Here is a 23,631-nt window from a genome sequence, read left to right on the forward strand (position 1 = left end):
GGACGGAAAGTGATCGCGCTCAGCGACTTTGCCAAGCGCCGGCGCTGTAGTCTTGCCGAGCTTAACCTTCGCCTTGGAGCCCTCGTGCTAGCCCTGCTATTGAGCGTCTGGATCGGTGCCGCCGTGGCTGCGCCCCCGATTACCTGCAGCATCCTGGTCTTCCACCGCTTCGGCCCGGTCGCGGCCGACAGCATGACGACCCGGACCACAGTCATGGAACAGCAGATCCTGGCGCTGCGCGCCCACGGCTACCGGCTCGTCACGCTGGCCGCGCTGATCGGCACCCTGCAAGGCCGCGTGCCGCCCGAGGCGAGCCTGGTGGCGATCACGGTGGACGACGGCCATCGCAGCGTGTACACCGATCTCTACCCGCTGATCGGCAGGCTCGGCGTTCCGGTGACGCTCTTCATCTACCCGTCCGCCATCGGCAACGCGCGCTACGCCCTGGATTGGGCGCAACTGCGGACGCTGGCCGCCAGCCCTGGCATCGAGATCGGCTCGCATACCTACTGGCATCCGGATTTCCGCAGGGAGCATCAAGGGCTCGCCCCGGCCGCTTACGCCGCCCTGGCCGCCTTGCAACTGGCCCGGCCGCGCGAGGTACTGCACGCCAAACTCGGCGTGTCGGCGCCGGTGCTCGCCTGGCCGTACGGCATCAGCGACGAGCAGCTGCGCCGCCAGGCGCGGGCCAGCGGCTATACGGCGGCGCTGGCACTGGGAAACCGCAATGCCAGCGCCGGCGACGATCTCTATGCCTTGCCACGGCACTTGATCACGGACGCTGTCGGCGTGCGCGGCTTGCTCGGGCGGCTGGCCACCGGTCCGGCTTGCGTGCCATGATCAGCCGTCTCGCGTTGCTGACACTGCTGTGCGCGCCGGTGGCTGCGCAGCCGCTCGATGGCCGGGTGCTCGACGCCGTCAGCAGGCAACCGATCGCCGGTGCCGTCGTGGCGGCCGGTGGCAAGGCCGCAACCACCGGCCCGGACGGCAGCTACCATCTCAACGCCACCGGGACCGTGCTGCAGGCCCGTGCCATAGGCTACAGCCGCGTCTCCGCCAGGCTGCCCCAGGCCGCCGCCGCGCCGCTGCTCCTGCTGCCTTTGCGCCCCAAGGCGCTCTATCTGTCGGTCTACGGCATCGGCGATGCCGGCTTGCGCCAGTCCGCCCTGCGCCTGCTCGCCGATACCGAGCTCAACGCTCTGGTCATCGACCTCAAGGGCGACAGCGGCATCGTGCCCTATCCCAGCAAGGTGGCGCTGGCGGCGCAGTGCGGTGCCCGCAGCGTCACCACCGTGCAAGATATGCCGGCATTGGTGGCCGGGCTCAAGCAGGCAGGCGTCTATTTGATTGCCCGCATCGTTACCTTCAAGGACGACAGGCTGGCCGCAGCCCATCCGGAATGGCGCGTGCAGCGCGAAGACGGCACGCCGTTCCGGGACCGCGAGCACATGGCATGGATCGATCCCTTCCGGCGCGAAGCGTGGCCGTATTTCCTTGATCTGGCCGAGGAGGCAGCGGCGATGGGTTTCGATGAAATCCAGTTCGACTATGTGCGCTTCCCCGACAGCGGGGGCCTACGCTTCGCGCTGCCGAACAGCACCGCCAACCGCGTCGCCGCCATCGTGGAATTCCTGGCGTCCGCGCGCGCCCGCCTGCTCCCGCACAATGTGTTCCTGGCCGCCGACCTGTTCGGCTATACCGCCTGGAATGACGACGATACCCAGATCGGCCAGGATCTGCCGGCGATCGCCGCCGTCGTCGACTACGTCTCGCCCATGCTATACCCTTCCGGCTTCCAGTTTGGCATCCCCGGCTACCGCAATCCCGTCCAGCACCCGGCGGAGATTGTGCATCGAACCCTGCGGCGGGCGTTGGCGCGCACGGGCGGCAATCCCTTGCGTTTCCGGCCCTGGTTGCAAGCCTTCCGCGACTATGCTTTCGACCGCCGGGCATTTGACGAAGACGAAGTGCGGGCGCAGATCGACGCGGCCGAGTCGGCAGGCAGTGCGGGCTGGATGCTGTGGAATCCGCGCAACGACTACACGGCGGCGGGCCTGCGTCGGCGCTGAGGCCGCGGCGAAATCATCCGCCAACCGGGAAATGCCGCGGCGTGTCTTCCCAGCAGGCCGGCTGGACCTGGAATTCGGCCAGCATGTCGGCAAACTGCGTGCTGCCCAGGAAACGGAATTCGCGCCTGCGGAACTGCTCCAGGGCCGGGTGCGCCGCAGCCGGGTGGCACATGGCCAGCGCGCCGGCCGGCGCTATGGAGGCCAGCCAGCCGCGCCACAGCGCCGGCAAGTCCGCTTGCCCGGACAAGTCATAGACGCCGAGAAAGTCCCCGTTGCTGCGCAAGCCCAGCCGCCTGGCCTGCCGTGCCAGCTCGGCCGCGCCCAGCGCCCCGATCAAGGCCGCCTTGGCGCCGCGCCAGCGCCGGGGGCGGGTATCGCGCAGGAAGACGGCCGCATGCCCCCCGCCAGCCGCCAGCACCTCCATCAGTGCCTCGCGGATCACCGGAAACTGGTGCACATGCTCATGACCGTCGATAAAGGCAGGCATGGCGCCGGTCAGCTCGCCAAACCTGTGCAACTGGCCGAGCACCACCGTGCGCGCCTGCTGCGGCGGCATCCGCCGCGCCCATGTTGCAGCAATGGTGGCGCCTACGCCGCGCCAGTGGCCATACCGCGCGTGCGCCATGGCGCTGGTGAAGTCCAGGTGCAGGCCCAGGTTCACGCCGTAGCGGCGCAGCGTGGCCAGCGCGTCGCGGTCCGGCCGGCCCAGCGCCATGATGCTGGCCGAGGTAACCACGCCCTGCTCCGCCAGTGCGGCCACGCCTTGGTCGATGGCGGGATGCATGCCGATGTCATCGGCGTTGATGATGAGACGGCGCATATTAGGCTGCCCGCCGGGCCGCGCTGAACGCCCAGTACTTGCCCAGCGCAAAACTGGCCAGCGCAACGAGCAGCGTAACGGCCGCCAGCAAGGCCAGATAGGGAACCGCCGGGAAGGCTTTCAGCGCCGCCACAAACAGGAATTGATTCGCGCCGAAGCCCGCCAGCGACACGGCCAGCCAGCGCAGCATGCTGCCGCCAGCGCTGCGCCCCGCGCCAAACGTAAATTTCCGCTGGCCGGCATGGCTGACCAGGAAGGCGCAGGCAAAGCCGGCGATATTGGCCTGCTGCGGCCGCAGTTGCGCCAGCGACACCGCGCCGAGCACGGTCAGCAGATGCACGCCCGCCGCCGCCGCGCCCACCAGCACGAAGGCCGCAGGTCGCGCTTGCGGGGCCGTCACGGCGCCACCTGGCGCACGGGCGCGCCCTGCCCCAGCGCGCTGTGATCCACCCGTTCTTCCAGCACGTACAGCGGCCGCTGCTTGGTTTCCTCGAACACGCGGCCCAGGTACTCGGCAATCACGCCCAGGCACAGCAACTGTATGCCGGACAGCAGCATCATGCCGGACGCCAGCGTGGCCCAGCCGGAGACGCGATTGCCGATAATCAGGGTCTCGGCCATGATGTACAGGCCATAGCACAAGGCCGCCACCGAGATGAGCGCGCCCGCTACCGACACCATGCGCAGCGGCTTGACCGAAAACGCGGTCACGCCGAGCGCAGCCAGTCCCAGCAATTGCCGCAGCCGGAATTTGGACTCGCCGGCGGTGCGCTCGCCGGCGCGGAACGGCACGATGCTGGTCTTGAATCCCAGCCAGGCATACAAGCCCTTCATGAAGCGCGTGCGTTCCGGCAGCCGCATCAGCGCCTGCACCACGCGCCGGTCCATCAGGCGGAAATCGCCGGCGTTGGCCGGGATGACGTAACGCTCGCGCGCGTACATGAAACCGTAGAAGCGCCGCTTGCACCAGCCCAGCAGCGCGCTCTCGTGGGCGCGGGTGGTCTGTGCTGCCGCCACCATGTCGTAACCGCTGCGCCAGCGTTCGATCAGCGTCGGGATCAGCTCAACCGGATGCTGGCCGTCGCCGTCCATGCACAGCACGGCGTCGCCGCGCGTGGCGGCCAGGCCCGCCGTCAGCGCGGCCTCCTTGCCGAAATTGCGCGACAAGCGCAGCAGCTGCACATTGCAGTGGCCCTGATGCTGCTCGAACTGCTGCAGCACTTCGGCCAGGTTGTCGCTGCCGCCGTCGTCGACGACCACCACTTCCCAGTCCACGCCGCACCGGGCCAGCGTCGCGGCCAGATTCGGCAGCAGCACGGCCAGCGACGGCGCTTCGTTCAGCACCGGCAGCACCACGGAGAGCGAGCGGCGGCCGCTCCAGTGCAGGTTGGCAGGTTGGATAGCCATCAGTTCATCTCCACCAGTGAGCGGCGCTGGCCGCTAAACAGGACGCGGCCTGCTGGAATGGACAGGCGCCGCAGTTCCTGGTTGTCCATCACCACGTACATGCGGCCAGCAGATCCTACCGGCACGGCCGGCGTTCCTTGCACCAGCGCGCCGCGCGAGTAGAACGCCGACGAGAACGTGGGACGGGTCATATAAGTGAGCTGCGCGCCGGCTGGCGCCTGGCGTTCAAAGGCCCGCATCAGTTCGCGCTCCGAGTTCGCGTTGACCTGGTGCAGGATGAACGGCGCCAGCGCCAGCGCCGCGGCGCCATAGGCAGCCAGCGCGTAGCCGGCGCGGCGGCGCGTGGCGGGCGCGCTGTTTTCCAGCCAGCCGGCCACCAGCACCGCGAACGGCGGCACCGCCGTCAGCGCATACGTCCAGATGATGTTGCGGCTGAAGGTGAAGAACAGCAGCGGCGCCAGCGTGGCGCACCACAGGAAGCGCGCCAGCGGGCGCATCGTCGGCCAGCCTGCGGCCGGTTTGGGGCCTTGCGGACGGCGCACCATCGCGGCCAGCTGGCTGACGAACACGTGCAGCCAGGGCAGCACGGCACCGGCCCAGAACAGCCAGATGGCACCCAGCGGCTGGCGGTGCGCGGTGCCGTAGCGGTCGCCCGTCCAGCCCGGCACCAGGAAGCGCGAGAAATGCTCGCCGACGATGAAGTAATTGAGGAAGCCGGGATAGCTGCGTTCGGCCGCGAGATACCAGGGCAGGAAGATCGCGGCAGCCAGCGCCACGCCTGCCGGGTCGAACACCTGGCGCAGCATGGGCAGCAGCTTGCGCTGCAGCAGCGCATACGCCACCAGCGGCATGGCGATCAGCAGCCAGGTGGCCAAGCCTTTGGACAAGGCCGCCAGTCCCACCATGGCCCAGAAGCCCAGGCGCCAGCGCAGGCCGTGCGCGCGCTCGCCCGCTTGCAGCGCACGCCAGGCGCAGTAATGCGCGGCCCACACCACCGTCATCTGGATGGCGTCCGTCATGACCGCGCCGGCGCTGATGAAGAACAGCGGCGAGGCCGCCAGCACCGGCACCACCAGCCAGCGCTGGCGCACACCGTGCAGGCCGGCGAAGGCGGCGGCGATCCAGAGCGTGAGCGCCGAGGCCAGCAGCGCCGGCAGGCGCGCTGCGAATTCATTGACGCCGAACAGGCCCATGGACACGGCGCTGGCCCATGTGGAGAGCGGCGGCTTGGCGAAAAACGGCGTTTGCGCGTCCATGTGCGGCATCAGCCAGTAGCCGTTGACCAGCGTCTGGCGCGCCAGTTCGCCGTATCGCGCTTCGGTGGTGTCGGCCAGCGGCGCCAGCGCCATCAGCGCAAGGCGCGCCATTAGCAGGAGCAGCACGGCGCCGGCCAGCCAGTAGCGCCAGTCCGGGATGTCCGACACTCCCGGCATGCCAGCGATGCGCGCCCCTCCCGCCGTCCTTGCCCGCAGCCAGGCCGCCAGGCCGGGCGTGAGCGACAGCAGCACGATGCCCAGCACCGCCGCCGTCACGTGCGCGTCCAGGTGCGACATCCAATTCACTATCATGACCGCCAACTCTTGCATATCGTATCCTTGCTTCAGGGGGGGAAGCGGCGCAGGCATACAACCCATACTATCTGCTGGAACGTTAAGAAAAAGTTAAGCAACCATCCCGAATCCATCCCGGCCGCAACCGTCGGGGCCAGTGTCGTTGGTCCATCATTAAAGCTGTATTAATGGAGATCGGCGGCGGTGTCGGCGGCGGGGAATAACACGGTGACGGACAGGCCTCCGCCCCAGTCGGCGGCTGCGATTTCCACGCTGGCGCCGTGGTGATCGGCAATATTGCGCACGATGGACAAGCCCAGTCCGCATCCGGGCACGGTGTTGCCGGCGGGCCGGTAGCAGCGGTCGAACAGGCGCGCGCGGTCCTGTTCCGGCACGCCGGGGCCGTTGTCCTGCACCTGCAGCCAGGCTCGGCCGCCGCGCCGGCCAGCGCGCACATCCACCCTGCCGCCGGGCTGGGTGTAGCGCAGCGCGTTGTCGACCAGATTGTTGAGCAGCACCCGCAGCCCCTCGGGATCGGCGGCGATGACGATGTGCTCGTCCGAGGCCACGCCGAGGTCGATGCCGCGGCTGGCGGCCAGCACTTCATGGTCGATCACCGCCGCTTGCAACAGGCTGGACAGGTCGATGTCCAGCCGCTGGCCGGGCTGATGCCCGACTTCGTGGCGTGCCAGGCTCAGCAGTTGCTGCACCAGGTGCACACCCCGGTCCAGCCGCTCCTCCAGCTTGGCCAGCGCGGCCGTGCGCGCGTCCGCGCCGGCGGCGCGCTCCACCAGCTGCAGCTGCAGCTTGAGGGCCGTCAGCGGCGAGCGCAGTTCATGCGCCGCGTCGGCCACAAAGGTGCGCTGCTGCGTCAGCGCGCGCGCGAATTTCCGCATCAGCCCGTTCAACGCATCCACCACCTGGCGCAACTCGGGCGGCAGCGCATCGGTCGGCAGCGGCTGCAGCGCCTCCGGCGAACGCCCCGCCACCGCCTGCGCCAGCCGGTCCAGCGGCTTGAGCGCGCGCTCGACCACCATCAGTATGAAACCGGCCAGGACGATCAGGCAGGCCAGCACAGGCCAGCCGATGTACATCGCCCGCCGCGTGGCCACCTGCGCGCGCACCGCGTCCGACTGCGCCACCTGCACGTACAGCGCTCGCCGGCGCTCGCCGTAAATGCGCCAGCCGGCGCCATTGAACTGGACCGACTTATAGCCTCGCACGTCGTAGCGCGGCAGCAGCGGCACCTCCTGCGCCACCTGGCGCGGCGCGCCGCGCTCGTCCCAGGCCTGCACCACCACGTCCTCCTCGGGATCCTCGGCGCCGGGCAAGGCCGTGCCGGGGCCGAACTCGTTGGGCAGCGCCGCCGCCACCTGGCGCAGTTGCAGGTCGCCCAGTTCGCTGGTTTCCTTGAGCATGGCGTAATACAGTGCCACGCCGGCCCCCAGCGCGCACAGCGCCAGCGCGCACAGCAGGCCGATCAGCAACTGGCGGCGGATGGTCATCATGCTGCGGCGGCCACTTTGTAGCCCACGCCGCGCACGTTCTTGATGAAGTCGGCGCCGAATTTCTTGCGCAGGTGGTGCACGTAGACGTCGACGGTGTTGCTCTCCACCTCGGTGTTCCAGCCGTACAGCTTTTCCTCCAGCTCGCGCTTGGAGACCACGCTGCCCGGGCTGTCCAGCAGCACACGCAGCAGCGCAAACTCGCGCGCCGACAGCTTGACCACCGCGCCGTTGAAGCGCGCCTCATGGCTGGCCAGGTCCAGCGTCAGGCCGTCGTGCTCAATCACGGAACGGCTGCGCGAGACGCGGCGGCGCAGCAAGGCGCGGATGCGCGCCAGCAGTTCCTCCAGGTCGAAGGGCTTGACGAGGAAATCGTCGGCGCCCGCGTCCAGGCCTGCCACGCGGGCGGCGCTGCCGTCGCGCGCGCTGATGATCAGGACCGGCGTGTCCACGCCGCGCGTGCGCAGCGCATGCAGCACGTCCATGCCTTCCTTGCCCGGCAGGCCAAGGTCCAGCAACAGCGCGTCGTAGCCCTGCGCGGCCATGGCCAGCTCCGCATCGTGCCCGTTGCGCACCCAATCGACGGCATAGCTTTCGCCGTGTAATCCATCCACAATACTATCGCCGATCATCGGATCGTCTTCCACCAGCAGCAAGCGCACCGCAATCTCCAGCCTGTTGTTTGACTCTGGCCGCCATCTTACTCCAGCCAGCGCTGGTATCATCAGGGACTTAGCACATGAGCCATCAACCTTCCTCCCATGCCGGACTCCACCAGGGCGTCATCTACGCGCTGGCGGCCGCTGCCTTGTTTGGCGCCAGCACGCCGTTCGCCAAGTCCCTCGTCGGCCACGCGGCGCCGGTGGCCGTGGCGGGCATGCTCTATTTTGGCAGCGGCCTGGGCCTTCTTGCGCTGCACCTGCTGAGGGGCGTGGTCCTTGGCAAAGGCAATACCGAGGTAGCCGGGCTGACCAGGACGGACTGGCCATAGCTAGGCGGCGCCATCCTGGCCGGCGGCGTGGCCGGCCCGGTGCTGCTGATGCTCGGGCTCAGCACCACGCCGGCCTCATCGGCATCCCTGCTGTTGAATATGGAAGGGGTGCTGACCTCGATGCTCGCCTGGTTCTTCTTCAAGGAGAATTTCGACCGCCGCATCCTCGCCGGCATGCTGCTGACTGTCGTGGCAGGCGCGCTGCTCTCCTGGGACCAGGCGACGGTGCACGGGATTCCGCTGGGCGCGCTCGCGATCGTGGGCGCCTGCCTGTGCTGGGGCATCGACAACAACCTGACAAGAAAAGTATCCGCGAGCGACGCGGTGCAGATCGCCTGCGTCAAAGGGCTGGCGGCGGGCGCGGTCAACCTCGCCATTGCCGCCGCGCTGGACATGCGTTTGCCGGCCCCGCCGGTTATGTTCAGCGCCGCCGCGATCGGATTCTGCGGCTATGGCTTGAGCCCGGTGCTGTTTGTTCTCGCTTTGCGGCATCTCGGGACGGCGCGCACCGGCGCCTATTTCTCCGCCGCGCCGTTCGTTGGCGCCGCCATTTCCCTGGTCGTGCCCGGCGAGCACCCTGGGCCGTTCTTTTGGGTGGCCGCCTTGCTGATGGGGGCCGGCATCTGGCTGCATCTGACCGAAAGCCATGACCACGAGCATGAGCACGAGGCCATGGATCATACCCATGCCCATCGCCACGACGCGCACCACCAGCACGAGCACGACTTCGCGTGGGATGGGAATGAGCCCCATGTGCTCCCGCATCGCCACAAGCGGATGCGGCATGCGCACAAGCACTACCCGGATATTCACCACCAGCACGGACATTAGGGGCGGCGCGAAGCAGTTTTCTCTGGTAGATCAGGAAACATCCGGTGTTATACTGGAAACGAAATCGACCAATTCTTGGTCTGACTTGGAGCGGGTTGGAGAATCACTTGATGCGGAAACTGGCTGTCTCGAGCGTACTTTGGCTGATGTTGACTGCGGCATGGGCGGACAAATTGCCCGAGCCAGTCAAATTCGCACCAATACCGATACAGTCCATCTTCCGTCCGCTGCAGGCCAACGGCACGGCGGATGACGCGCTGGCCAGCGGCCGGGTGGTGGCCGGAACGTACGCGCTGGCCGCGCCTGCCACCAGGCAGTGGCGCATCGCATTCCTGTTCCCCCATCTTAAAGACCCCTACTGGGTCGGCTGCAATTATGGCGTGATCAGCGAAGCGCGCAGGCTGGGCGTCGCGGTCGACGTCATTGCGGCCGCCGGCTATGACGACTTGTCGAGCCAGCTGAACCAGATGACCGAGGCGATCGCGGCGCGCTACGACGCCATCGTCATTTCGCCGATCAACATGACGTTCAACAACCACTCGATTGCCAAGGCGCGCGCCGCCGGCATTCCCGTGTTCCAGCTGGCGAACGACAGCCGCAGCGACGACCTCAGCATCAAGGTCACCACTTCCCTGCGCGGCATGGGGCTGGAGGCCATGCGCTGGGTAATCCGCGACGCGCAGCAGCGCGGCCTGAAATCTATCAATGTCGCCCTCCTCCCCGGTCCCGCTGGCGCTGGCTGGGTGAAAGGCGAGGTCGACGGCACGCGGATTGCGGCGGAGGAAGCGCCGATCAAAGTCCATATCCTGGACGTGCGCTATGGCGACAGCGACTTCAAGGGCCAGACCAGGCTGGCGGAGCAGGTGCTGGCCAAGAACGGCCCCAAACTCGACTACATCCTGGGCTGCACCGGCTGCGCCCCTGCCGCGTACCAGCCCTTGGTCAACGCCGGCTTGCAGAACAAGGTCCGGCTGGTGGCTTACGACCTGACGGGCGATATCGCCAGAATGATAGGCAAGAAGGAAATTGCCGCTGCGGTGGATACCAAGGGCGTCAGCCAGGCGCGGGTGGTGATCAACGCGGCCGTCAATCTGCTTGAGGGGCGCAGCAAGGATCTGCCCCACACCATCCTGATCAAGCTGGGCATGGTGGACTACGGCAATTTCGCCGATTATCCGTTCAGCACCTCGATTGCGCCGGCCGGCTACAAGGCGGTGCTGTCCTACGATCCGGCCGCGAACTAGCCCGCCCGCATATCGGATGTGGAACGTCCCCTTCCTGTTTCCGGGCCAGCGGCTGGCCTTCGTGCCCGGCCAGCGTGACGGCGCCGACCGGCGCATCAAGACAATTGCCGGTTGAGCGCCCCTAACGCGCCCATCACGCCCACACCAAGACCATAGAACAAGTGGGACAGTGGGCTGGCCAGCAGTGGCCTGGCGCCAGGCGGGCCGCGCCAACCGGCAATACCCCAGCCGAACGAGGGCAACAGAACGAACCAGGGCAGCAGTGAGCTGGCCAGGCCAAAGCACACCCCGCCGAGCAGGTGCTCCAGCGGCGTGCCGGCGCCGAGGGCATGGAAGAAAAACGGATAAAACAGCGCGACGCCGCCACCGCCGAGCAAAAAGTGGAACGCCCACCCGGCTTGCGCCTCCCGAGGATATGGCTTGGCACCAACGATATTGGTATGGAGCAAGCGCCCATGGACCAGCCATAGAAACCAGCGGCCCACCAAGGCAACGCTGACGCCGCTGGTGATGCCGGCCTTGGCGGCCAGCTTTTCCACGGCGTCCATCAGTATGGCGCCAAGCAGGCCGCCCAAGTATGCCCAAACGAAGATTTCCATCCGCTTCCTCCTCTGCCCGTCGATGCACTTGACATGTAGACAGGCAATTGCTTGCCCCCAAACGCCGCAGGGGCACGGTCGGCGGTCCAGCACAGGGCCGCCGGCCGTCGCCCCTCCCGGCTCAGGCCTTGGGGCACTTGCAGTTGTCGCCGCAGCGGCATTGCGGGCCGCAATGGCAAGCCGGCGCTTTAGGCGGCGTCTGGCAACCGCATTGGCATTGCGCGCCCGCGCAGGATGGGCACTTGCAAGGGGATGGCGTGGTTGTGTTCATGATGATGCTCCTTCTGGGTTGATGTGAGTCCCCAGTGTAGGGCGCGCGGCCGGGCCGGGCTTGAATGAAACGGCTATTCTGGCTTGATGCTGATGGGGGCGGCGCCGAACATGCGCTTGAAGGTACGTGAGAAATGAGCGGAATCCGCAAAGCCGCCGGCATGGGCTGCGTCCGTCAGATTCGCGCCGGCCGCATAACATGCGAGCGCAGCGCCAAGCCTAAGCCACAGGACATAAGGCCGAAAGCGGATGCCGGTTTGCGCGATGAACAAATGGCGGAAACGCTCTGGTGAGAGATGCACCGCCCCGGCGTTATCGGCAAGGTTGATGGCTTGCCCCAGCCGTTCATGCAACAATTCGATGGCACGCTCGATGCGGCGGTCGAGCGGCAAGGCCGGCTTGTTCGCGGGCGCGGCCAGTTCACTGATCGCCGCGCGCGCGCAGGCGATCAGCGCTTGGTCGCTGTGCTTTTCATGGTACGCGGCGGCCAGCGCCGCAAAATGGAGGCGACCAATTTCGTCGGACAAGGCAGCGATGCGATCGCGAAAGCGTTCGCGCAGCGCCTGGCCTTCGCATGATTCGGGCTCGACAAACAACAGGGCGACCAACTCGCCGCGCGCCTCAAAGGCATGCGGGTGGTGCGCGGGAACGACCGCTGCGGAATAGGCCTGCCACGCCTCGCCCGGGGAGCGGAAATGCAATGGCCCCGGGGACAGCGCCAAGGTGATCTGGATCGCATGATGGGCGTGGAAATCCGTCGACCGTTCAGCCCGGCCGACCCAGACACTGCCGCCGCGCCAAAGCAGGATACGGCCATGCCCTGTTGATCTGAGACTGTTGCTCGGTGGAATGTCCATGCCCGCCTCCCAAAGTATGATTGCCAGGCCGCGGCCGACGGTAAAAACAAGCGGCTCGCCAGCATTGCGGCGCCGCGCGCCCTCGCTCTTTGCAAGAGGGTATCACGCCTTAGCCGGTCTGCGACAAGGCGAATCTGGCGTGGTGCGGCCATGGCGGAAACATATCGCACACTAGCCATTGTTTGGATGATTGCGCTATCATCGCTCCACATGAATGGAGATCCGTAGATGAAAGCAATACCTGCCGTGCTGTTTTCCTTGCTGACCTGGACTGCCGGCGCGGGAGCGCAACCAGCAACGCCGCCGCCGATCGCCGCCAGCGCCCCGAGCGCCATCAGCGGGCATTACCGCAACGTGTTCCGCGAATGGCGGCCTGAGCTGACGGAGCAGGCGGTCAACGCCCGGCTGGACGAATACTGGCGCTCGCTGTTCGAGGGCGGCGAGGACAGCCGCGTCTACTACCCGGCGCCGGCCACGGCGAACGGCCCTTCCGCTTACATCCTGGACGTCGGCAACCAGGACGTGCGCAGCGAGGGCATGTCCTACGGCATGATGATCGCGGTGCAGATGAACAAAAAATCGGCCTTCGACGCGCTGTGGAACTGGGCGGCCACGCATATGCGCTATGAAAGCGGCCCGCGGCGCGGCTATTTCCGCTGGCAGTGCAAGACCACGGGCTGCGATCAGGATGCGGTGCCCGCCTCCGACGGCGAGGAATACATGGCCACTGCCTTGCTGATGGCGGCCGGCCGCTGGGGCGACGGCCAGGGCATCTACAACTACTCCGCCCAGGCCAACGCCATCCTGGACGCCATGCTGCACAAGGAAGACATGAACGGCGGCGTGGTGGACGGCGCGCGCTCGATGTTCTCGCCCAAGCACCAGCAGGTGGTGTTCGTGCCGGTCGGCGACGCGGCCGATTTCAGCGACCCGTCCTATCATCTGCCCGCTTTTTACGAACTGTGGGCGCGCCGCGCCGCCGGCTGGCAGGGCGGACAGGAACGCGACCGCAAGCAATGGGCGCGCATTGCGGAAACCAGCCGCCGCTACTTTGAAATCTCCAGCCATCCCAAAACCGCGCTGACGCCCGACTACGCGGAATTCGACGGCCGCCCCCGCCATCTGGAAGGCCATGGCGACTTCCGGTATGACGCCTTCCGGACCGCCGCCAACTGGTCCGTGGATCAGGCCTGGTGGGGCAAGAACCCTTCCGCATCAGTGCTCAGCGGCCGCTTGCTGGACTTCTTCTCGCGCCAGGATCAAGTCCCCTACCCTTCGCTGTACAGCGTGGACGGCACGGTAATCGACCGCGAGGGCTCGCCCGGCCTGATCTCGTGCAACGCCGTGGCCACGCTGGCGCTGAACGGCCCCGCGCCCAGCCGCTTCATCGCCGACTTGTGGGAGCTCAAGCCGCCCACAGGGAAATGGCGTTATTACAACGGTCTGCTCCAATTCCTGGGCATGCTGCACGTTTCCGGCAATTTCAAGGCATATTGAAAAGAACGTAAAATGTTACGCTTGACATGTGACATGACACAAGTTATGTTACCGAAAGTTTCCGTACGGAAAAAATAGGTAACGATTCCGACCCAAGAAAGCCGCCTACGACGCGGCTTTTTCTTGGCAAGTTAATATGATGGTTGTCATAAATACTTGAACCAATGTCATAAAGCAAAGGGAGGTAGCATGCACAAAATGCCGCATCGACGTCGAATGACCTCAGGGCAATTACAAAAACTTTCAATCCAGGGGCTACCTCTCGCCCTTACCTTGATGCTGGCCGCTTGCGGCGGCAGCAGCAGCGACAGCGCCGCGCTGGCCAAGCAAGGCGGCCCCGCACTGCGTGGCATGGCAATGGCCGCCGCGTCGCCCGAAGTGGAATTGACTCCGGTGAACGCCTTGGCTACGTCCGCCGAACGCGGCGACCTGGGCGGCGCAGCCGCCATCGACCACAGCGCCAGCACCCGCTGGAGCAGCGCCTTCTCGGACGACCAGTCGCTGACGCTGGACTACGGCAAGTCGGTCGCCATCAACCGCGTCCGCATCGACTGGGAAAACGCCCACGCCAGCCAATACCTGGTGCAGACCTCGGAAGACGGCGCCACCTGGACCACCATCAAGACCGTGGACGCCAGCCAGGGCGGCAGCGAAGACTGGACCGGCTTGTCCGGCCAGGGCCGCTACCTGCGCATGCAGGGCCTGAAGCGCAGCACCAACTACGGCTATTCCATTTTCGAGATCCAGGCATTCTCGGGCGGCAGCGTGGCGCCGCAGGAGCCGGATCCGCAGCCTCAGCCCCAGCCGGATCCCGGCCCGATCGACACCACTAAACCTGGCGTCGTCCTCAAACCGGTTGCGGCCACCTCGTCCGAGCCGGAAAACGGCGGTTTGGCCGCTCCGCAGGCCATCGACGGCAAACTCGGCACGCGCTGGGCCAGCAAGCCGGACAACGGCGCCTGGATACAGTTCGACTTCGGCGCCAAGATGCAAATCGGCTACATGAAGCTGCAATGGGAGAACGCCTACGGCAAGCAGTACGCGCTGCAGGTGTCGGACGACGGCCAGACCTGGTCGCAGGCACGCTTTGTCGGCAACGGCCAGGGCGGCACGGAGGAGTTCTTCAACCTTGGCATCAATGCGCGCTTCGTGCGCCTGCAGGGCGTGGCGCGCGCCACCAACTACGGCTACTCGCTGTTCGAAGTGGAGTTCAAGACACCGGGCAGCGACAACTCGCTGGGCAGCGCCGTTACTTCGGCCCTGAAATTCCCGGCCAACGGTAACGGCTGGACGCCGCTGCCGGCCGCCGCCGAACCGATCGAATCGCTGCAGTTCACGCTGCCGGACGGCACCCTGGTCACCCGCTTCGGCGCGCGCGGCCTGGCCCGCCACGGCCGCGAGCGCGGGGAGGAATGGAACGAGATCGGCTACGGCCCGAATGAAACGGTGGACCCGGTCACCGGCCTGGCGGTCGACAAAGGCCCGGGCAACTATCTGACCTTCGTGCCGCAGTACTTCAAGAACCGCACCTGGGGCGTGGAGGTGATCGACAACAGCCGCGTGGCCGGCGTGACCAAGCCCACGCTGACAGTGAACCAGTACACCGCGGTAGATTTCCTGAAAGGCGGCGTGGCCTTCTTCCGCGCCATCGACCGGCCCGGCGTCACCGGCTACGGCTGGATGGCACCCGGCCAGCTGGTCAACGACAATATCGACATCTGCAAACCCATCGCCTACCCGGCCAATAACCGGCTGACAAACGTCAACGGCATCAACGGCGGCTGCACCATCCAGGTCAAGAACTACCCTGGCATGACGGCGCTGGACGCCAACGGCTTCCCGAATGGCAAAGACATCCCTGCCCGTCCGCTGGTAGTGGGCGACGTGATCGAAGTCTCGCCGTCCATGTTCAGCACCACCGAGTCCATGCAGTCCAAGGGCGACAACGGCGGCGTGCGCTACTACTCGGCGGAATGGATCTACGTGGTGGGCACCGGCTTGCGTCCGTGGTACGGCGTGCAGCCGCGCCTGAACTCGGTGCCGCTGCCGGCGGAAACGCTGTCCGGCGGCGACGGTTCGGTGTCCTACAATTACTCGGATAACGGCCTGTTCATGTTCCAGCAGCCGCACAACAACATCGGCATGCAGAACGTGCAGCGCTTTGTTGAAGGGCGCCGCCTGGTGCATACCAATTTCACCACCGGCGACCACAACGAGCAGGGCAACGATCGCTACACGGCTGCCGTGGGCCTGCAGGGCCAGCGCTTCAACCAGTCCGCCTGTATCGGCTGCCACGTGAACAACGGCCGCAGCCCGGCGCCGCTGGCCGCCAACCAGCTGCTGGACACCATGTCCGTGCGCGTCGCCGTCACCAACGCGGCGGGCCAGCAGGTGCCGCATCCACAGTACGGCAGCGCGGTGCAGATGAACGCCATCTCGGCCAGCGGCGCGCCGCAGAACTGGGGCACCGGTGTGCGCGTGTCCGGCTTCGAGACCCGCAATGCCAAGCTGGCGGACGGCACGGCGGTCGAACTTCGCAAGCCTTTGCTGGCGTTCGAAGGCGCGGTGCCGGAATCCTACTCCCTGCGCTCGGCCCAGCCGATGATAGGCACGGGCTTGCTGGAAGCCGTGCCCGAAGTGGACATCCTGTCGCGCGCCGGCTCCACGCCGGACGCAGATGGCGTGAAGGGTGTGCCGAACTGGGTGTTCGATCCGGAATCCGGCGCGGTGCGCCTGGGCCGCTTCGGCTGGAAGGCGTCCAAGGCCACGCTGCGGCATCAGGCTGCGGCGGCGCTGCTGCAGGACATGGCTGTGACGTCGCCGGTCTATCCGAACCGCTCCTGCAATACGGATCCGGCGGGCTGCGCCACCGCCCCTGCGCAGAAGGGCATTACGGAAGCGGACTTGCAGTCCATCTCGCGCTACCTGGCGCTGGTGGCCGTACCCGCCCAGCGCAGCTTGCCTAGCGGCTTCCCGAAAGGCGTTGCGCCACTGGACGAGCACCGCGTGGACGCGCAGCAGGTCGGCGTTGGTTCGAAACTGTTCCAGACCATGCGCTGCGCGGCCTGCCATACGGTGGAAATGAAGACCGGTAACGGCCACTTGTTCGCGGAGCTGCGCAACCAGACCATACGTCCTTATACCGACCTGCTGCTGCACGACATGGGCGCGGGGCTGGCGGACAACGTGGTTGAGGGCCAGGCCAAGGGCAGCATGTGGCGCACGGCGCCGCTGTGGGGCATCGGCTACACGGACAAGGTGATGGGCGGCGGCGCGAAGGCGGGCTATCTGCACGATGGACGTGCACGCAATCTTACCGAGGCCATCATGTGGCATGGTGGGGAGGCGGACAAGTCGCGTGCAAGGTTTGAAAATCTTTCGCAGGCGGACCGGGATGCGTTGCTGGCGTTCTTGAAGTCCCTGTGACGCGGGCTTGGCGGGTAACGCAGCTGCGCTGCTAACCCGCCCTACGATCAAGCGATGTACATCTCATATGTGCGTAGGGCGGGTTAGCGCGGAGCGCGTAACCCGCCACTGCTAGCGTTTGCGGGCCGCGCCCCGCTGGCTGTCCATCATACTGCGCAGTTCGGCCAACATGCCGGACTGCGCTTCCATCGCCGACTTGGCGCGCGCCAATTCGAGTTCCATTTCACGCATCTGTTCCAGCTTGGCTTCATGCGCGCGCGTTTGCCGTTGCGCGTCGTACACGGCCAGCCTGGCGTGGGCGAGTTCTGCGGCCGACTTGGCTGCCTCCTGGCTCAAGCGCGCCACATCTTCCTGCTTCAGCACAAGCGCCTGCTGGGCCTTGCGCAATTCGGCCTGCACGTGCTCGCGCCGCTCGGTGAGATGCTCCACCTGCTGCTCGGCTTTCTGCCTGCCCATGGTTTCAGTTTGCAGTTGCGCCCGCGCCTGCTCGTGGGCCTTGGTCTCCTTGCCCAGCCGGTCACGCAGGCCGGCGGCCTCTGCGCGAACCTGGGCAAGCCCGCTTTCCAGCCCGGCCCGCAGCTCCCCGAATTCCTTGGCCTTGGCGGCGATACGTTCGTCTGCTTCCTCATGCAGGCGCGCCGCCAGCCGGGAAACCAAATCCTGCAACGCTTCGCTGACGGAGTTCTGGCTGGCCGCACCGCCCTGCTCCTGCTCGAGCTCCTTGAGGTATTTGTGTATCGTGGATTTCGAGCCGGTATTCCCCAGCGCGATGCGCACGGCGTCCACAGAAGGGTATTGCGATTGCGCGATCAGGCTGTCGCGCGCGCGTTGCACATCCGATTTTTCCAGTCCCATTCTTGCCATTCACCGCCCCCGTAACGTGGTATGTAATACGTAATTACATAATACATTACGGTATCGGCCTAGATCAAGCGCGGCGCGTGTAGCGGCGCAGCTGTTCGCCCTCCAGGCAATACAGCTCCTCGGCAGGCCCGAAAAAGATGTTCCGCTCTTCTTGCGTACAAGTGGGGAGGAATATGCTCAGCACGCGGGGATCGTAGAAGCGGAAGTTCAGCTTGCGGCCCTGTTCGTCGTGCACCCACAGCAGCTTTTTGAAATGCAGCCGCAACTGTCGCGTGGTGACGTGCGATGGCGCGGAGACGAGAATGCCCCAGTGCTCGCCGGCGCAGCGGCGCAGCATCTCGCGCGACTGCGCGGAGGATGCGGCCAGGTGCACCAGGTAAGGCGCGGCGGCGCGCAGGCGGGGCGTCAGCGGTTCGGCGAACAGGCAGTCGAAATCCAGCTTGCCGAAGCGAATCAACGGCGCTATCGCCGCGTCGCGCGCGCCGTCCACCAGCATGTGCACTTGCGGCGCGGTCAGGCTGTCGCCCTTGGGCCACAGCTGCGCCACCACCATATCCAGCGCGGCGGTCAAGCCTGCCCCTCGGATTCGGATTCGGATTGCTGCGCTTCCGCAGCCGCCTTGGCGCACACTTCGCAGAACGGGGTGCCGTCCTGGGCTGCCTGCTCCAGCGCCGCCGCCTGCACGTCCTGCGCCAGCGCGGCGGTAATTTCCGGTTCCGGCGCCGGCGCCTCTGTCACCGCAGGCTTGCGCGGCGGCGGCAAAGGCGGCGGCGGCGACATGCCGGGCCGCTTGGGCGGCGAAGGCGGCGCCTCGGGCGGTTCGGCGATGCCCGCGCCGGGGCTCATTGCGGGCCGCTGATCGCCCAGCAGCAGGAACAGCCGGCCCAGCATTACTTGCGAGGCCGCCTCGCGCAGCACGTCGTCGTCGGTGCGCAGATTGCCCGCGCCCTGTTTGGCCAGCAACTCCCGCAGCTCGCCCGTGGCGCCTATCCGGCTGGTGCGCGCCTTGATGTAGCGGTACACCTCCTGCGCGCTGCCGTGCGCGACGGTGCCAAAAGCGCCCCGTGCCCGGAAGATGCTGAGTTCCAGCCGGTCAGGATGGTCTGAAAGGCAAACGTTCATGGCGAGATGGGCAAAATGGGCATGGTGTCATTCTTTCATCTTTTGTGCCCGGCAATTCTATCCAAATGTATCCGCGCTGTCACAAACAAGTGTTCGGCTGCCCCACGTACATGCGCAGCGCCTCTGGCCAGCAAATGGAAAGACAAGCTCGCGGCCGGCTTCACCAACGCAGCCGGCCACGCCGGGGACAAGCTGGCGACGCTGCAGCAACTGGCCATCTTCGCCGCGCAGCATGGCATGAACTGGGTCAACCTCGGCCTGCACGCGGGCCACAACACCTCCACCAGCAGCGAAGACACCCTGAACCGCCATGGCTTCTTCATCGGCGCCGCCGCGCAGAGCGACGCGGATGTGGGCGCGGAGGAAGGCGCCACGCCGGCTGACTTGAAAACTTCCGCCCACCTGGGCGCGCGCGTGGCGCTGGCCGCACGCCAGATGGCCGCAGGGCGCGCCGCGCTGGCCGCAGCTTGAGTGCAAGCTGATCGGCTAGCGCCCCGGAGGCGCCGCCGGATCGGCCAGGAACTGATGGATCTGCGCCACGACGGCGGCGCCCTCCCCCACCGCCGCAGCCACCCGCTTGGTGGAGCCGGCGCGCACGTCGCCTATCGCGAACACGCCGGGCACGCTGGTCTGCAGAGGCAGCGCGGCATTGAATCCGGTGCGGATGAAGCCGTGGCTGTCCACTTCCACCCCGCAGCCGTTCAGCCATCCCGTGTTGGGGTCCGCGCCGATGAACAGGAACACGCGGCAGGTATCGCATTCGAACTCTTCCCCGCTGCGCGAATTGCGCACCCTCACTTGCTTCAAGCCGTCGTCGTCGCCTTCCAGCGCGACGATTTCCGAATGCGTATGCAGCTCAATGTTGGGTGTGCCTTCGATGCGCCCGATCAGGTAGCTGGACATGGTGGACGCCAGGCTGCCTTTGCGGATCAGGATGTGCACCTTGACGGCATGGCCGGCCAGGAACACGGCGGCCTGCCCGGCCGAATTGCCGCCCCCTACCAGCACCACTTCTTCCGACTTGCACAGCTGCGCTTCCACTGGCGAGGCCCAGTAATACACGCCCTTGCCTTCAAACTGCTTCAGATTGGCCAGCGACGGGCGGCGGTAGCGGGCGCCGCAGGACAGCACCACGGCGCGCGCCTTCAGCAACTGCAGGCTGCCGCACATCTCGACTTGCAAAGGCTGGCTGGCGCAGTCCAGGCGGCCGGCCGGCGCGGGAATGGCGATCTCCACGCCGAATTTCTCCGCCTGCACATAGGCGCGCCCGGTCAGCGCTCCGCCCGAGATCCCGGTGGGGAAGCCGAGATAATTTTCAATGCGCGCACTGGCGCCGGCCTGGCCGCCGTAGGCGCGCGTCTCCAGCGCCAGTACCGACAGGCCTTCCGACGCCGCGTACACCGCCGTGGCCAGGCCAGCCGGACCTGCGCCGACGACGATCACATCCCACACCTTCTCTTCGCTGAGCGGCCGCAGCATGCCGATGCAGCGGCCCAGCTCCACGATGGATGGATTCTTTTTCAGCCCCACGCCCGGACACAGCACCAACGGCCATTCCTCCGCCGACGGCTGATGCTCGGCCACGAGCGCAACGGCGCGCGGATCGGTGTCGGGATCAAGTACGGTGTAGGGGTGCGCGTTGGCGGTTAAAAAACTCTCCAGCGCGTGGACGCGGCCATGGCCGCGCGGCGCGATGATGACCGGGCCGCCGGAATTCTGTTCCAGCAGCGCGACAGTGCGCAGGATCAGCGCGCGGATAATGCGTTCGCTCAGGTCTGTGCTGGCCACCAGCAGGGCGCGCAGTCCTTCGGCCGGTAGCAGCAGCACCCGCACCGAGCCGACGGCGATGCCGTTGGCCATGGCGGGGCGGCAGGACAGCTCGCCCACCTCGCCGCTGAACTGCCCCGGATGCAGGGTGGAGATCCTGGCGCAGGTGTCGAAGCCGTTATGGCGGTAGACCGCGATGCTGCCTTCCAGCAGGAACATGATGCCCGGGGTCGGCTTGCCGGCCTCGAACAGCACCTCGCCGTTGCCGTAACGGCGCTCCTCGCCGTAGCGTCCCACGTGGCGGATATCCGCCTCGCTCAGCACCGGGAAGACCTGGTGCCGGCGCCGCTCCAGCTCAGGGGTTGGCAGCGGCGGCTGTTCAAACGGCGAGGCGGACATGGCATTCTCCTGGTGAACGCCGCAGTCCCTACTTCTTGTCCGGGGCCGGCGGCGGCGCGTCTGGTCTGGTGGCCGGCTTGGTGTCCGGCTTGGCCGGTTCGGCCGGGGTGCTGTCGTCAAACTGCGGCACCTGGAAGTCCGGCTCGGCGCCCTGCCCCGTGTCGCCGGCGGGACGTTCGATAATCAGATCGCCCGATCCTGTGGTGCCCGGCGTGCCCTTGTCGAGGAAGTAGGTCACGGTCTGCGGGAAAACCGCCACCAGCAGCACCATGATCATTTGCAGGCCCACCCAGGGCAAGGCGCCCCAGTAAATGTCGGAACTCTTGACTTCCTTGGGCGCCACGCCGCGCAGATAGAATAGCGCAAAACCGAAAGGCGGATGCATAAACGAGGTCTGCATGTTTACGCACAGCATCACGCCGAACCACACCAGCGCGGCGGAGGCGGCGGCCTCGGGGCTGCCCATCATGGACTCCAGCTCGGGCGCCAGCACTTTCTGCGCCACCGGCGCCAGCATGGGCACCACGATGAAGGCGATCTCGAAGAAGTCCAGGAAAAAGGCCAGGAAGAACACGAACAGGTTGACCACCAGCAGGAAGCCTATCCAGCCGCCGGGAATGCCGGTGAACAGGTGCTCGACCCAGCGGCCGCCGTCCACGCCCTGGAACACCACCGAGAAGCAGGTGGAGCCGATCAGGATGAACACCACCATCGCCGTCAGGCGCATGGTGGACTGGTAGCTCAGCACGATCAGTTCGCGCAGCGGCTTGATGCGGCTGGCGCGCACGATCAGCCAGATCACCGCAATGTAGAGCACCGCCAGCGCGGCCTGCACATAAGGCTTGGCGGCCGGCGCCAGTCCGGTCAGCTTTTCGTAATAGACGGCGCCGATCACGCCCGCCACCACCATTGCCGCCATGCCGGCGCGGAACACGAGCTTGTCGCGCGCGGTGAATTCCGGGTGGCGTATCACCGCCAGGATGACCGCGCCCAGCGCGCCCATGGCGCCGGACTCGGTGGGCGTGGCGATACCCAGCATCATGGTGCCCAGCACCATGAAGATCAGCACGGCGGCCGGGATGATGCCGCGCAGGCATTGCCGCCACAAGGCCCAGCCTTCCAGCGTTTTTTCGTCGCGCGGGGCGGCCGGCAGCCACTCGGGGCGCAGGCGCGACAGCACGAAGGTGTACAGCGCGAACAGGCCAATCTGCACCAGCGACGGCCCCCAGGCGCCCAGGTACATGCTGCCCACGTCGGCGCTGGCGGTCTGGGTTTTCAGCTGGTCTGCCAGCACCACGAGGACCAGCGACGGCGGCACCAGCTGCGTGATGGTGCCGGACGCGGCCAGCACGCCGGTGGCGTAGCGCATGTGGTAGCCGTAGCGCATCATCACCGGCAGCGAGATCATCGCCATGGCGATCACCTGCGCGGCCACCGTGCCCGTGATGGCCCCCAGGATGAAGCCCACGATGATGACCGAGTAGCCCAGGCCGCCGCGCATTTTGCCGAACAGCTGGCCCATGGAGTCCAGCATGTCCTCGGCCAGGCGGCACTTTTCCAGCACCGCGCCCATGAAGGTGAAGAACGGTATGGCCAGCAGCAGGTCGTTCGCCAGCACGCTGCCGAATATGCGCTGCGGCACGGCCTGCATGAAGGCCACGCCGAAGAAGCCTTCGGACATGGCGATCAGGCCGAAGAACAGGCCCACGGCCAGCAGCGAGAAGGCCACCGGGAAGCCGACCAGCATAAACACGACCAGGCCGCCGAACATCAGCGGCGGCATTATTTCGAGCGGAATCATTGCACTGGCCTTTCGTACTTGCTGTCGAGCTGGGCTTTGCCGGCCAGTGCGGCAATGCGTTTGATCAGTTCAGAAATGCCTTGCACCGTGAGCAGCGCAAAGCCGAGGGGGACGATGATCTTGATGGGATAGCGCGGCAGGCCGCCGGAGTTGCTGGACTGCTCCAGCACGTCCCACGAGGGCATGAACAGCGAATACCAGGACAGCCAGGCGAACAGCAAGCAGGCCGGCATCAGGAAGAAGATAATGCCGAACACGTCTATCCACAGCTGCTTGCGTTCGGACACGTGGCCGTAGACCAGGTCCACGCGCACGTGCTCGTTGCGCTGGAAGGTGTAGCTGGCGCCCAGCATGACGGCGGCGCCGAACAGATACCATTGCAGCTCAAGCAGCCAGTTGTTGCTCCAGTCGAAACCGTAGCGGATCATGGCGTTGCTGGCGCTGATGACGCACGAAGCCAAGATCATCAGGTTGGCCAGTTGCCCGCAGCGGTAGCCTATCTTGTCGAGCCAGTGCGAGAGGCGGAGTAATCCTTGCATGTACTAGTGTCTCCTATGCCGTTTTGTGCAGGGTTGCTGCCCAGCCGGTCGTTGTGGAAATAAAAGGATTGTT

General features: G+C 66.3%; 20 protein-coding genes and 1 pseudogene. 7 read left to right on the forward strand and 14 right to left on the reverse strand.

The window, feature by feature from the left end:
* The first annotated feature begins 9 nt into the window (after nucleotides 1-9).
* Complete coding sequence (locus GTP77_RS14820) at nucleotides 10-840, forward strand: polysaccharide deacetylase family protein (RefSeq protein ID WP_161072928.1); 831 nt, start codon at nucleotides 10-12, stop codon at nucleotides 838-840.
* Nucleotides 837-2,069: a putative glycoside hydrolase gene (locus GTP77_RS14825; protein WP_161072929.1), complete on the forward strand. Its 1,233-nt coding sequence runs from the start codon at nucleotides 837-839 to the stop codon at nucleotides 2,067-2,069. The genes GTP77_RS14820 and GTP77_RS14825 overlap by 4 nt, the downstream gene beginning before the upstream one ends.
* 13 nt (nucleotides 2,070-2,082) lie before the next feature.
* On the opposite strand, the gene GTP77_RS14830 is transcribed toward GTP77_RS14825, so the two are convergent.
* The 6 genes from GTP77_RS14830 to GTP77_RS14855 form a co-directional block, all read right to left on the reverse strand.
* Nucleotides 2,083-2,889: a ChbG/HpnK family deacetylase gene (locus GTP77_RS14830; RefSeq protein ID WP_161072930.1), complete on the reverse strand. Its 807-nt coding sequence runs from the start codon at nucleotides 2,887-2,889 to the stop codon at nucleotides 2,083-2,085.
* 1 nt (nucleotide 2,890) lies between these two features.
* Nucleotides 2,891-3,289, reverse strand: a complete 399-nt coding sequence (locus GTP77_RS14835) for a GtrA family protein (protein ID WP_161072931.1) — start codon at nucleotides 3,287-3,289, stop codon at nucleotides 2,891-2,893.
* On the reverse strand, nucleotides 3,286-4,296 hold the full coding sequence (locus GTP77_RS14840) for a glycosyltransferase family 2 protein (RefSeq protein WP_161072932.1): 1,011 nt from the start codon (nucleotides 4,294-4,296) through the stop codon (nucleotides 3,286-3,288). Before GTP77_RS14840 ends, GTP77_RS14835 begins: the two co-directional genes overlap by 4 nt.
* A complete protein-coding gene (locus GTP77_RS14845) occupies nucleotides 4,296-5,864 on the reverse strand; it encodes an ArnT family glycosyltransferase (RefSeq protein ID WP_161072933.1) in 1,569 nt (522 codons plus the stop codon). Before GTP77_RS14845 ends, GTP77_RS14840 begins: the two co-directional genes overlap by 1 nt.
* Before the next feature lie 167 nt (nucleotides 5,865-6,031).
* Entirely contained in the window at nucleotides 6,032-7,354 is a 1,323-nt protein-coding gene (locus GTP77_RS14850) for an ATP-binding protein (protein ID WP_161072934.1), read from the reverse strand.
* Nucleotides 7,351-8,013: a response regulator transcription factor gene (locus tag GTP77_RS14855; protein ID WP_161072935.1), complete on the reverse strand. Its 663-nt coding sequence runs from the start codon at nucleotides 8,011-8,013 to the stop codon at nucleotides 7,351-7,353. The genes GTP77_RS14850 and GTP77_RS14855 overlap by 4 nt, the downstream gene beginning before the upstream one ends.
* A gap of 77 nt (nucleotides 8,014-8,090) precedes the next feature.
* Between GTP77_RS14855 and GTP77_RS14860 the strand changes: the two are divergent.
* Both GTP77_RS14860 and torT read left to right on the forward strand, forming a co-directional pair.
* Nucleotides 8,091-9,173, forward strand: a pseudogene (locus GTP77_RS14860) (DMT family transporter).
* A 173-nt stretch (nucleotides 9,174-9,346) separates the two neighbouring features.
* On the forward strand, nucleotides 9,347-10,417 hold the full coding sequence (gene torT, locus GTP77_RS14865; RefSeq protein ID WP_228892653.1) for a TMAO reductase system periplasmic protein TorT: 1,071 nt from the start codon (nucleotides 9,347-9,349) through the stop codon (nucleotides 10,415-10,417).
* 95 nt (nucleotides 10,418-10,512) lie between these two features.
* Here torT and GTP77_RS14870 read toward each other — a convergent pair whose 3' ends face one another.
* Together GTP77_RS14870 and GTP77_RS14875 are read right to left on the reverse strand one after the other, a co-directional pair.
* The gene (locus GTP77_RS14870) at nucleotides 10,513-11,016 is read right to left on the reverse strand and encodes a DUF2938 family protein (protein ID WP_161072937.1); all 504 of its coding nucleotides are present in this window, start codon (nucleotides 11,014-11,016) and stop codon (nucleotides 10,513-10,515) included.
* A gap of 344 nt (nucleotides 11,017-11,360) precedes the next feature.
* Nucleotides 11,361-12,143 (reverse strand): helix-turn-helix transcriptional regulator, encoded by a 783-nt coding sequence (locus GTP77_RS14875; protein ID WP_161072938.1) that lies wholly within the window; start codon nucleotides 12,141-12,143, stop codon nucleotides 11,361-11,363.
* A 228-nt stretch (nucleotides 12,144-12,371) separates the two neighbouring features.
* Between GTP77_RS14875 and GTP77_RS14880 the strand changes: the two genes are divergently transcribed.
* On the forward strand, nucleotides 12,372-13,640 hold the full coding sequence (locus GTP77_RS14880; protein ID WP_161072939.1) for a family 8 glycosyl hydrolase: 1,269 nt from the start codon (nucleotides 12,372-12,374) through the stop codon (nucleotides 13,638-13,640).
* 276 nt (nucleotides 13,641-13,916) lie between these two features.
* On the forward strand, nucleotides 13,917-17,066 hold the full coding sequence (locus tag GTP77_RS14885) for a di-heme oxidoredictase family protein (RefSeq protein ID WP_229202210.1): 3,150 nt from the start codon (nucleotides 13,917-13,919) through the stop codon (nucleotides 17,064-17,066).
* Nucleotides 17,067-17,177: 111 nt separating this feature from the next.
* Here GTP77_RS14885 and GTP77_RS14890 read toward each other — a convergent pair whose 3' ends face one another.
* The 3 genes from GTP77_RS14890 to GTP77_RS31050 all read right to left on the reverse strand — a co-directional run bounded on the left by GTP77_RS14890 (nucleotide 17,178) and on the right by GTP77_RS31050 (nucleotide 19,052).
* On the reverse strand, nucleotides 17,178-17,921 hold the full coding sequence (locus GTP77_RS14890) for a DNA-binding protein (RefSeq protein ID WP_229202198.1): 744 nt from the start codon (nucleotides 17,919-17,921) through the stop codon (nucleotides 17,178-17,180).
* Between the two features lie 73 nt (nucleotides 17,922-17,994).
* The gene (locus GTP77_RS14895) at nucleotides 17,995-18,501 is read right to left on the reverse strand and encodes a DUF4123 domain-containing protein (RefSeq protein ID WP_161072942.1); all 507 of its coding nucleotides are present in this window, start codon (nucleotides 18,499-18,501) and stop codon (nucleotides 17,995-17,997) included.
* The gene (locus GTP77_RS31050) at nucleotides 18,498-19,052 is read right to left on the reverse strand and encodes a hypothetical protein (protein WP_161072943.1); all 555 of its coding nucleotides are present in this window, start codon (nucleotides 19,050-19,052) and stop codon (nucleotides 18,498-18,500) included. The genes GTP77_RS14895 and GTP77_RS31050 overlap by 4 nt, the downstream gene beginning before the upstream one ends.
* 237 nt (nucleotides 19,053-19,289) lie before the next feature.
* Between GTP77_RS31050 and GTP77_RS14905 the strand changes: the two genes are divergently transcribed.
* On the forward strand, nucleotides 19,290-19,523 hold the full coding sequence (locus GTP77_RS14905; protein ID WP_228892662.1) for a hypothetical protein: 234 nt from the start codon (nucleotides 19,290-19,292) through the stop codon (nucleotides 19,521-19,523).
* A gap of 15 nt (nucleotides 19,524-19,538) precedes the next feature.
* On the opposite strand, the gene GTP77_RS14910 is transcribed toward GTP77_RS14905, so the two are convergent.
* The 3 genes from GTP77_RS14910 to GTP77_RS14920 are packed head-to-tail and all read right to left on the reverse strand — an operon-like array spanning nucleotide 19,539 to nucleotide 23,558.
* Nucleotides 19,539-21,218 (reverse strand): FAD-dependent oxidoreductase, encoded by a 1,680-nt coding sequence (locus tag GTP77_RS14910; protein ID WP_161072944.1) that lies wholly within the window; start codon nucleotides 21,216-21,218, stop codon nucleotides 19,539-19,541.
* Between the two features lie 28 nt (nucleotides 21,219-21,246).
* On the reverse strand, nucleotides 21,247-23,019 hold the full coding sequence (locus GTP77_RS14915; RefSeq protein WP_161072945.1) for a TRAP transporter large permease: 1,773 nt from the start codon (nucleotides 23,017-23,019) through the stop codon (nucleotides 21,247-21,249).
* The gene (locus tag GTP77_RS14920; RefSeq protein WP_161072946.1) at nucleotides 23,016-23,558 is read right to left on the reverse strand and encodes a TRAP transporter small permease subunit; all 543 of its coding nucleotides are present in this window, start codon (nucleotides 23,556-23,558) and stop codon (nucleotides 23,016-23,018) included. The genes GTP77_RS14915 and GTP77_RS14920 overlap by 4 nt, the downstream gene beginning before the upstream one ends.
* Between the last annotated feature and the right edge of the window lie 73 nt (nucleotides 23,559-23,631).

The organism is Pseudoduganella aquatica (assembly GCF_009857595.1).
Taxonomy (GTDB): Bacteria; Pseudomonadota; Gammaproteobacteria; order Burkholderiales; family Burkholderiaceae_D; genus Rugamonas; species Rugamonas aquatica_A.

What these genes read in the sequence shown, in the direction of transcription:
- GTP77_RS14825 (WP_161072929.1), top strand. Translation starts at nt 837, where the DNA reads ATGATCAGCCGTCTCGCGTTGCTGACACTGCTGTGCGCGCCGGTGGCT.
- GTP77_RS14830 (WP_161072930.1), bottom strand. Translation starts at nt 2,889, where the DNA reads ATGCGCCGTCTCATCATCAACGCCGATGACATCGGCATGCATCCCGCC.
- GTP77_RS14840 (WP_161072932.1), bottom strand. Translation starts at nt 4,296, where the DNA reads ATGGCTATCCAACCTGCCAACCTGCACTGGAGCGGCCGCCGCTCGCTC.
- GTP77_RS14845 (WP_161072933.1), bottom strand. Translation starts at nt 5,864, where the DNA reads ATGATAGTGAATTGGATGTCGCACCTGGACGCGCACGTGACGGCGGCG.
- GTP77_RS14850 (WP_161072934.1), bottom strand. Translation starts at nt 7,354, where the DNA reads ATGATGACCATCCGCCGCCAGTTGCTGATCGGCCTGCTGTGCGCGCTG.
- GTP77_RS14870 (WP_161072937.1), bottom strand. Translation starts at nt 11,016, where the DNA reads ATGGAAATCTTCGTTTGGGCATACTTGGGCGGCCTGCTTGGCGCCATA.
- GTP77_RS14875 (WP_161072938.1), bottom strand. Translation starts at nt 12,143, where the DNA reads ATGGACATTCCACCGAGCAACAGTCTCAGATCAACAGGGCATGGCCGT.
- GTP77_RS14880 (WP_161072939.1), top strand. Translation starts at nt 12,372, where the DNA reads ATGAAAGCAATACCTGCCGTGCTGTTTTCCTTGCTGACCTGGACTGCC.
- GTP77_RS14885 (WP_229202210.1), top strand. Translation starts at nt 13,917, where the DNA reads ATGCTGGCCGCTTGCGGCGGCAGCAGCAGCGACAGCGCCGCGCTGGCC.
- GTP77_RS14890 (WP_229202198.1), bottom strand. Translation starts at nt 17,921, where the DNA reads ATGGGACTGGAAAAATCGGATGTGCAACGCGCGCGCGACAGCCTGATC.
- GTP77_RS31050 (WP_161072943.1), bottom strand. Translation starts at nt 19,052, where the DNA reads ATGAACGTTTGCCTTTCAGACCATCCTGACCGGCTGGAACTCAGCATC.
- GTP77_RS14905 (WP_228892662.1), top strand. Translation starts at nt 19,290, where the DNA reads ATGAACTGGGTCAACCTCGGCCTGCACGCGGGCCACAACACCTCCACC.
- GTP77_RS14910 (WP_161072944.1), bottom strand. Translation starts at nt 21,218, where the DNA reads ATGTCCGCCTCGCCGTTTGAACAGCCGCCGCTGCCAACCCCTGAGCTG.
- GTP77_RS14915 (WP_161072945.1), bottom strand. Translation starts at nt 23,019, where the DNA reads ATGATTCCGCTCGAAATAATGCCGCCGCTGATGTTCGGCGGCCTGGTC.
- GTP77_RS14920 (WP_161072946.1), bottom strand. Translation starts at nt 23,558, where the DNA reads ATGCAAGGATTACTCCGCCTCTCGCACTGGCTCGACAAGATAGGCTAC.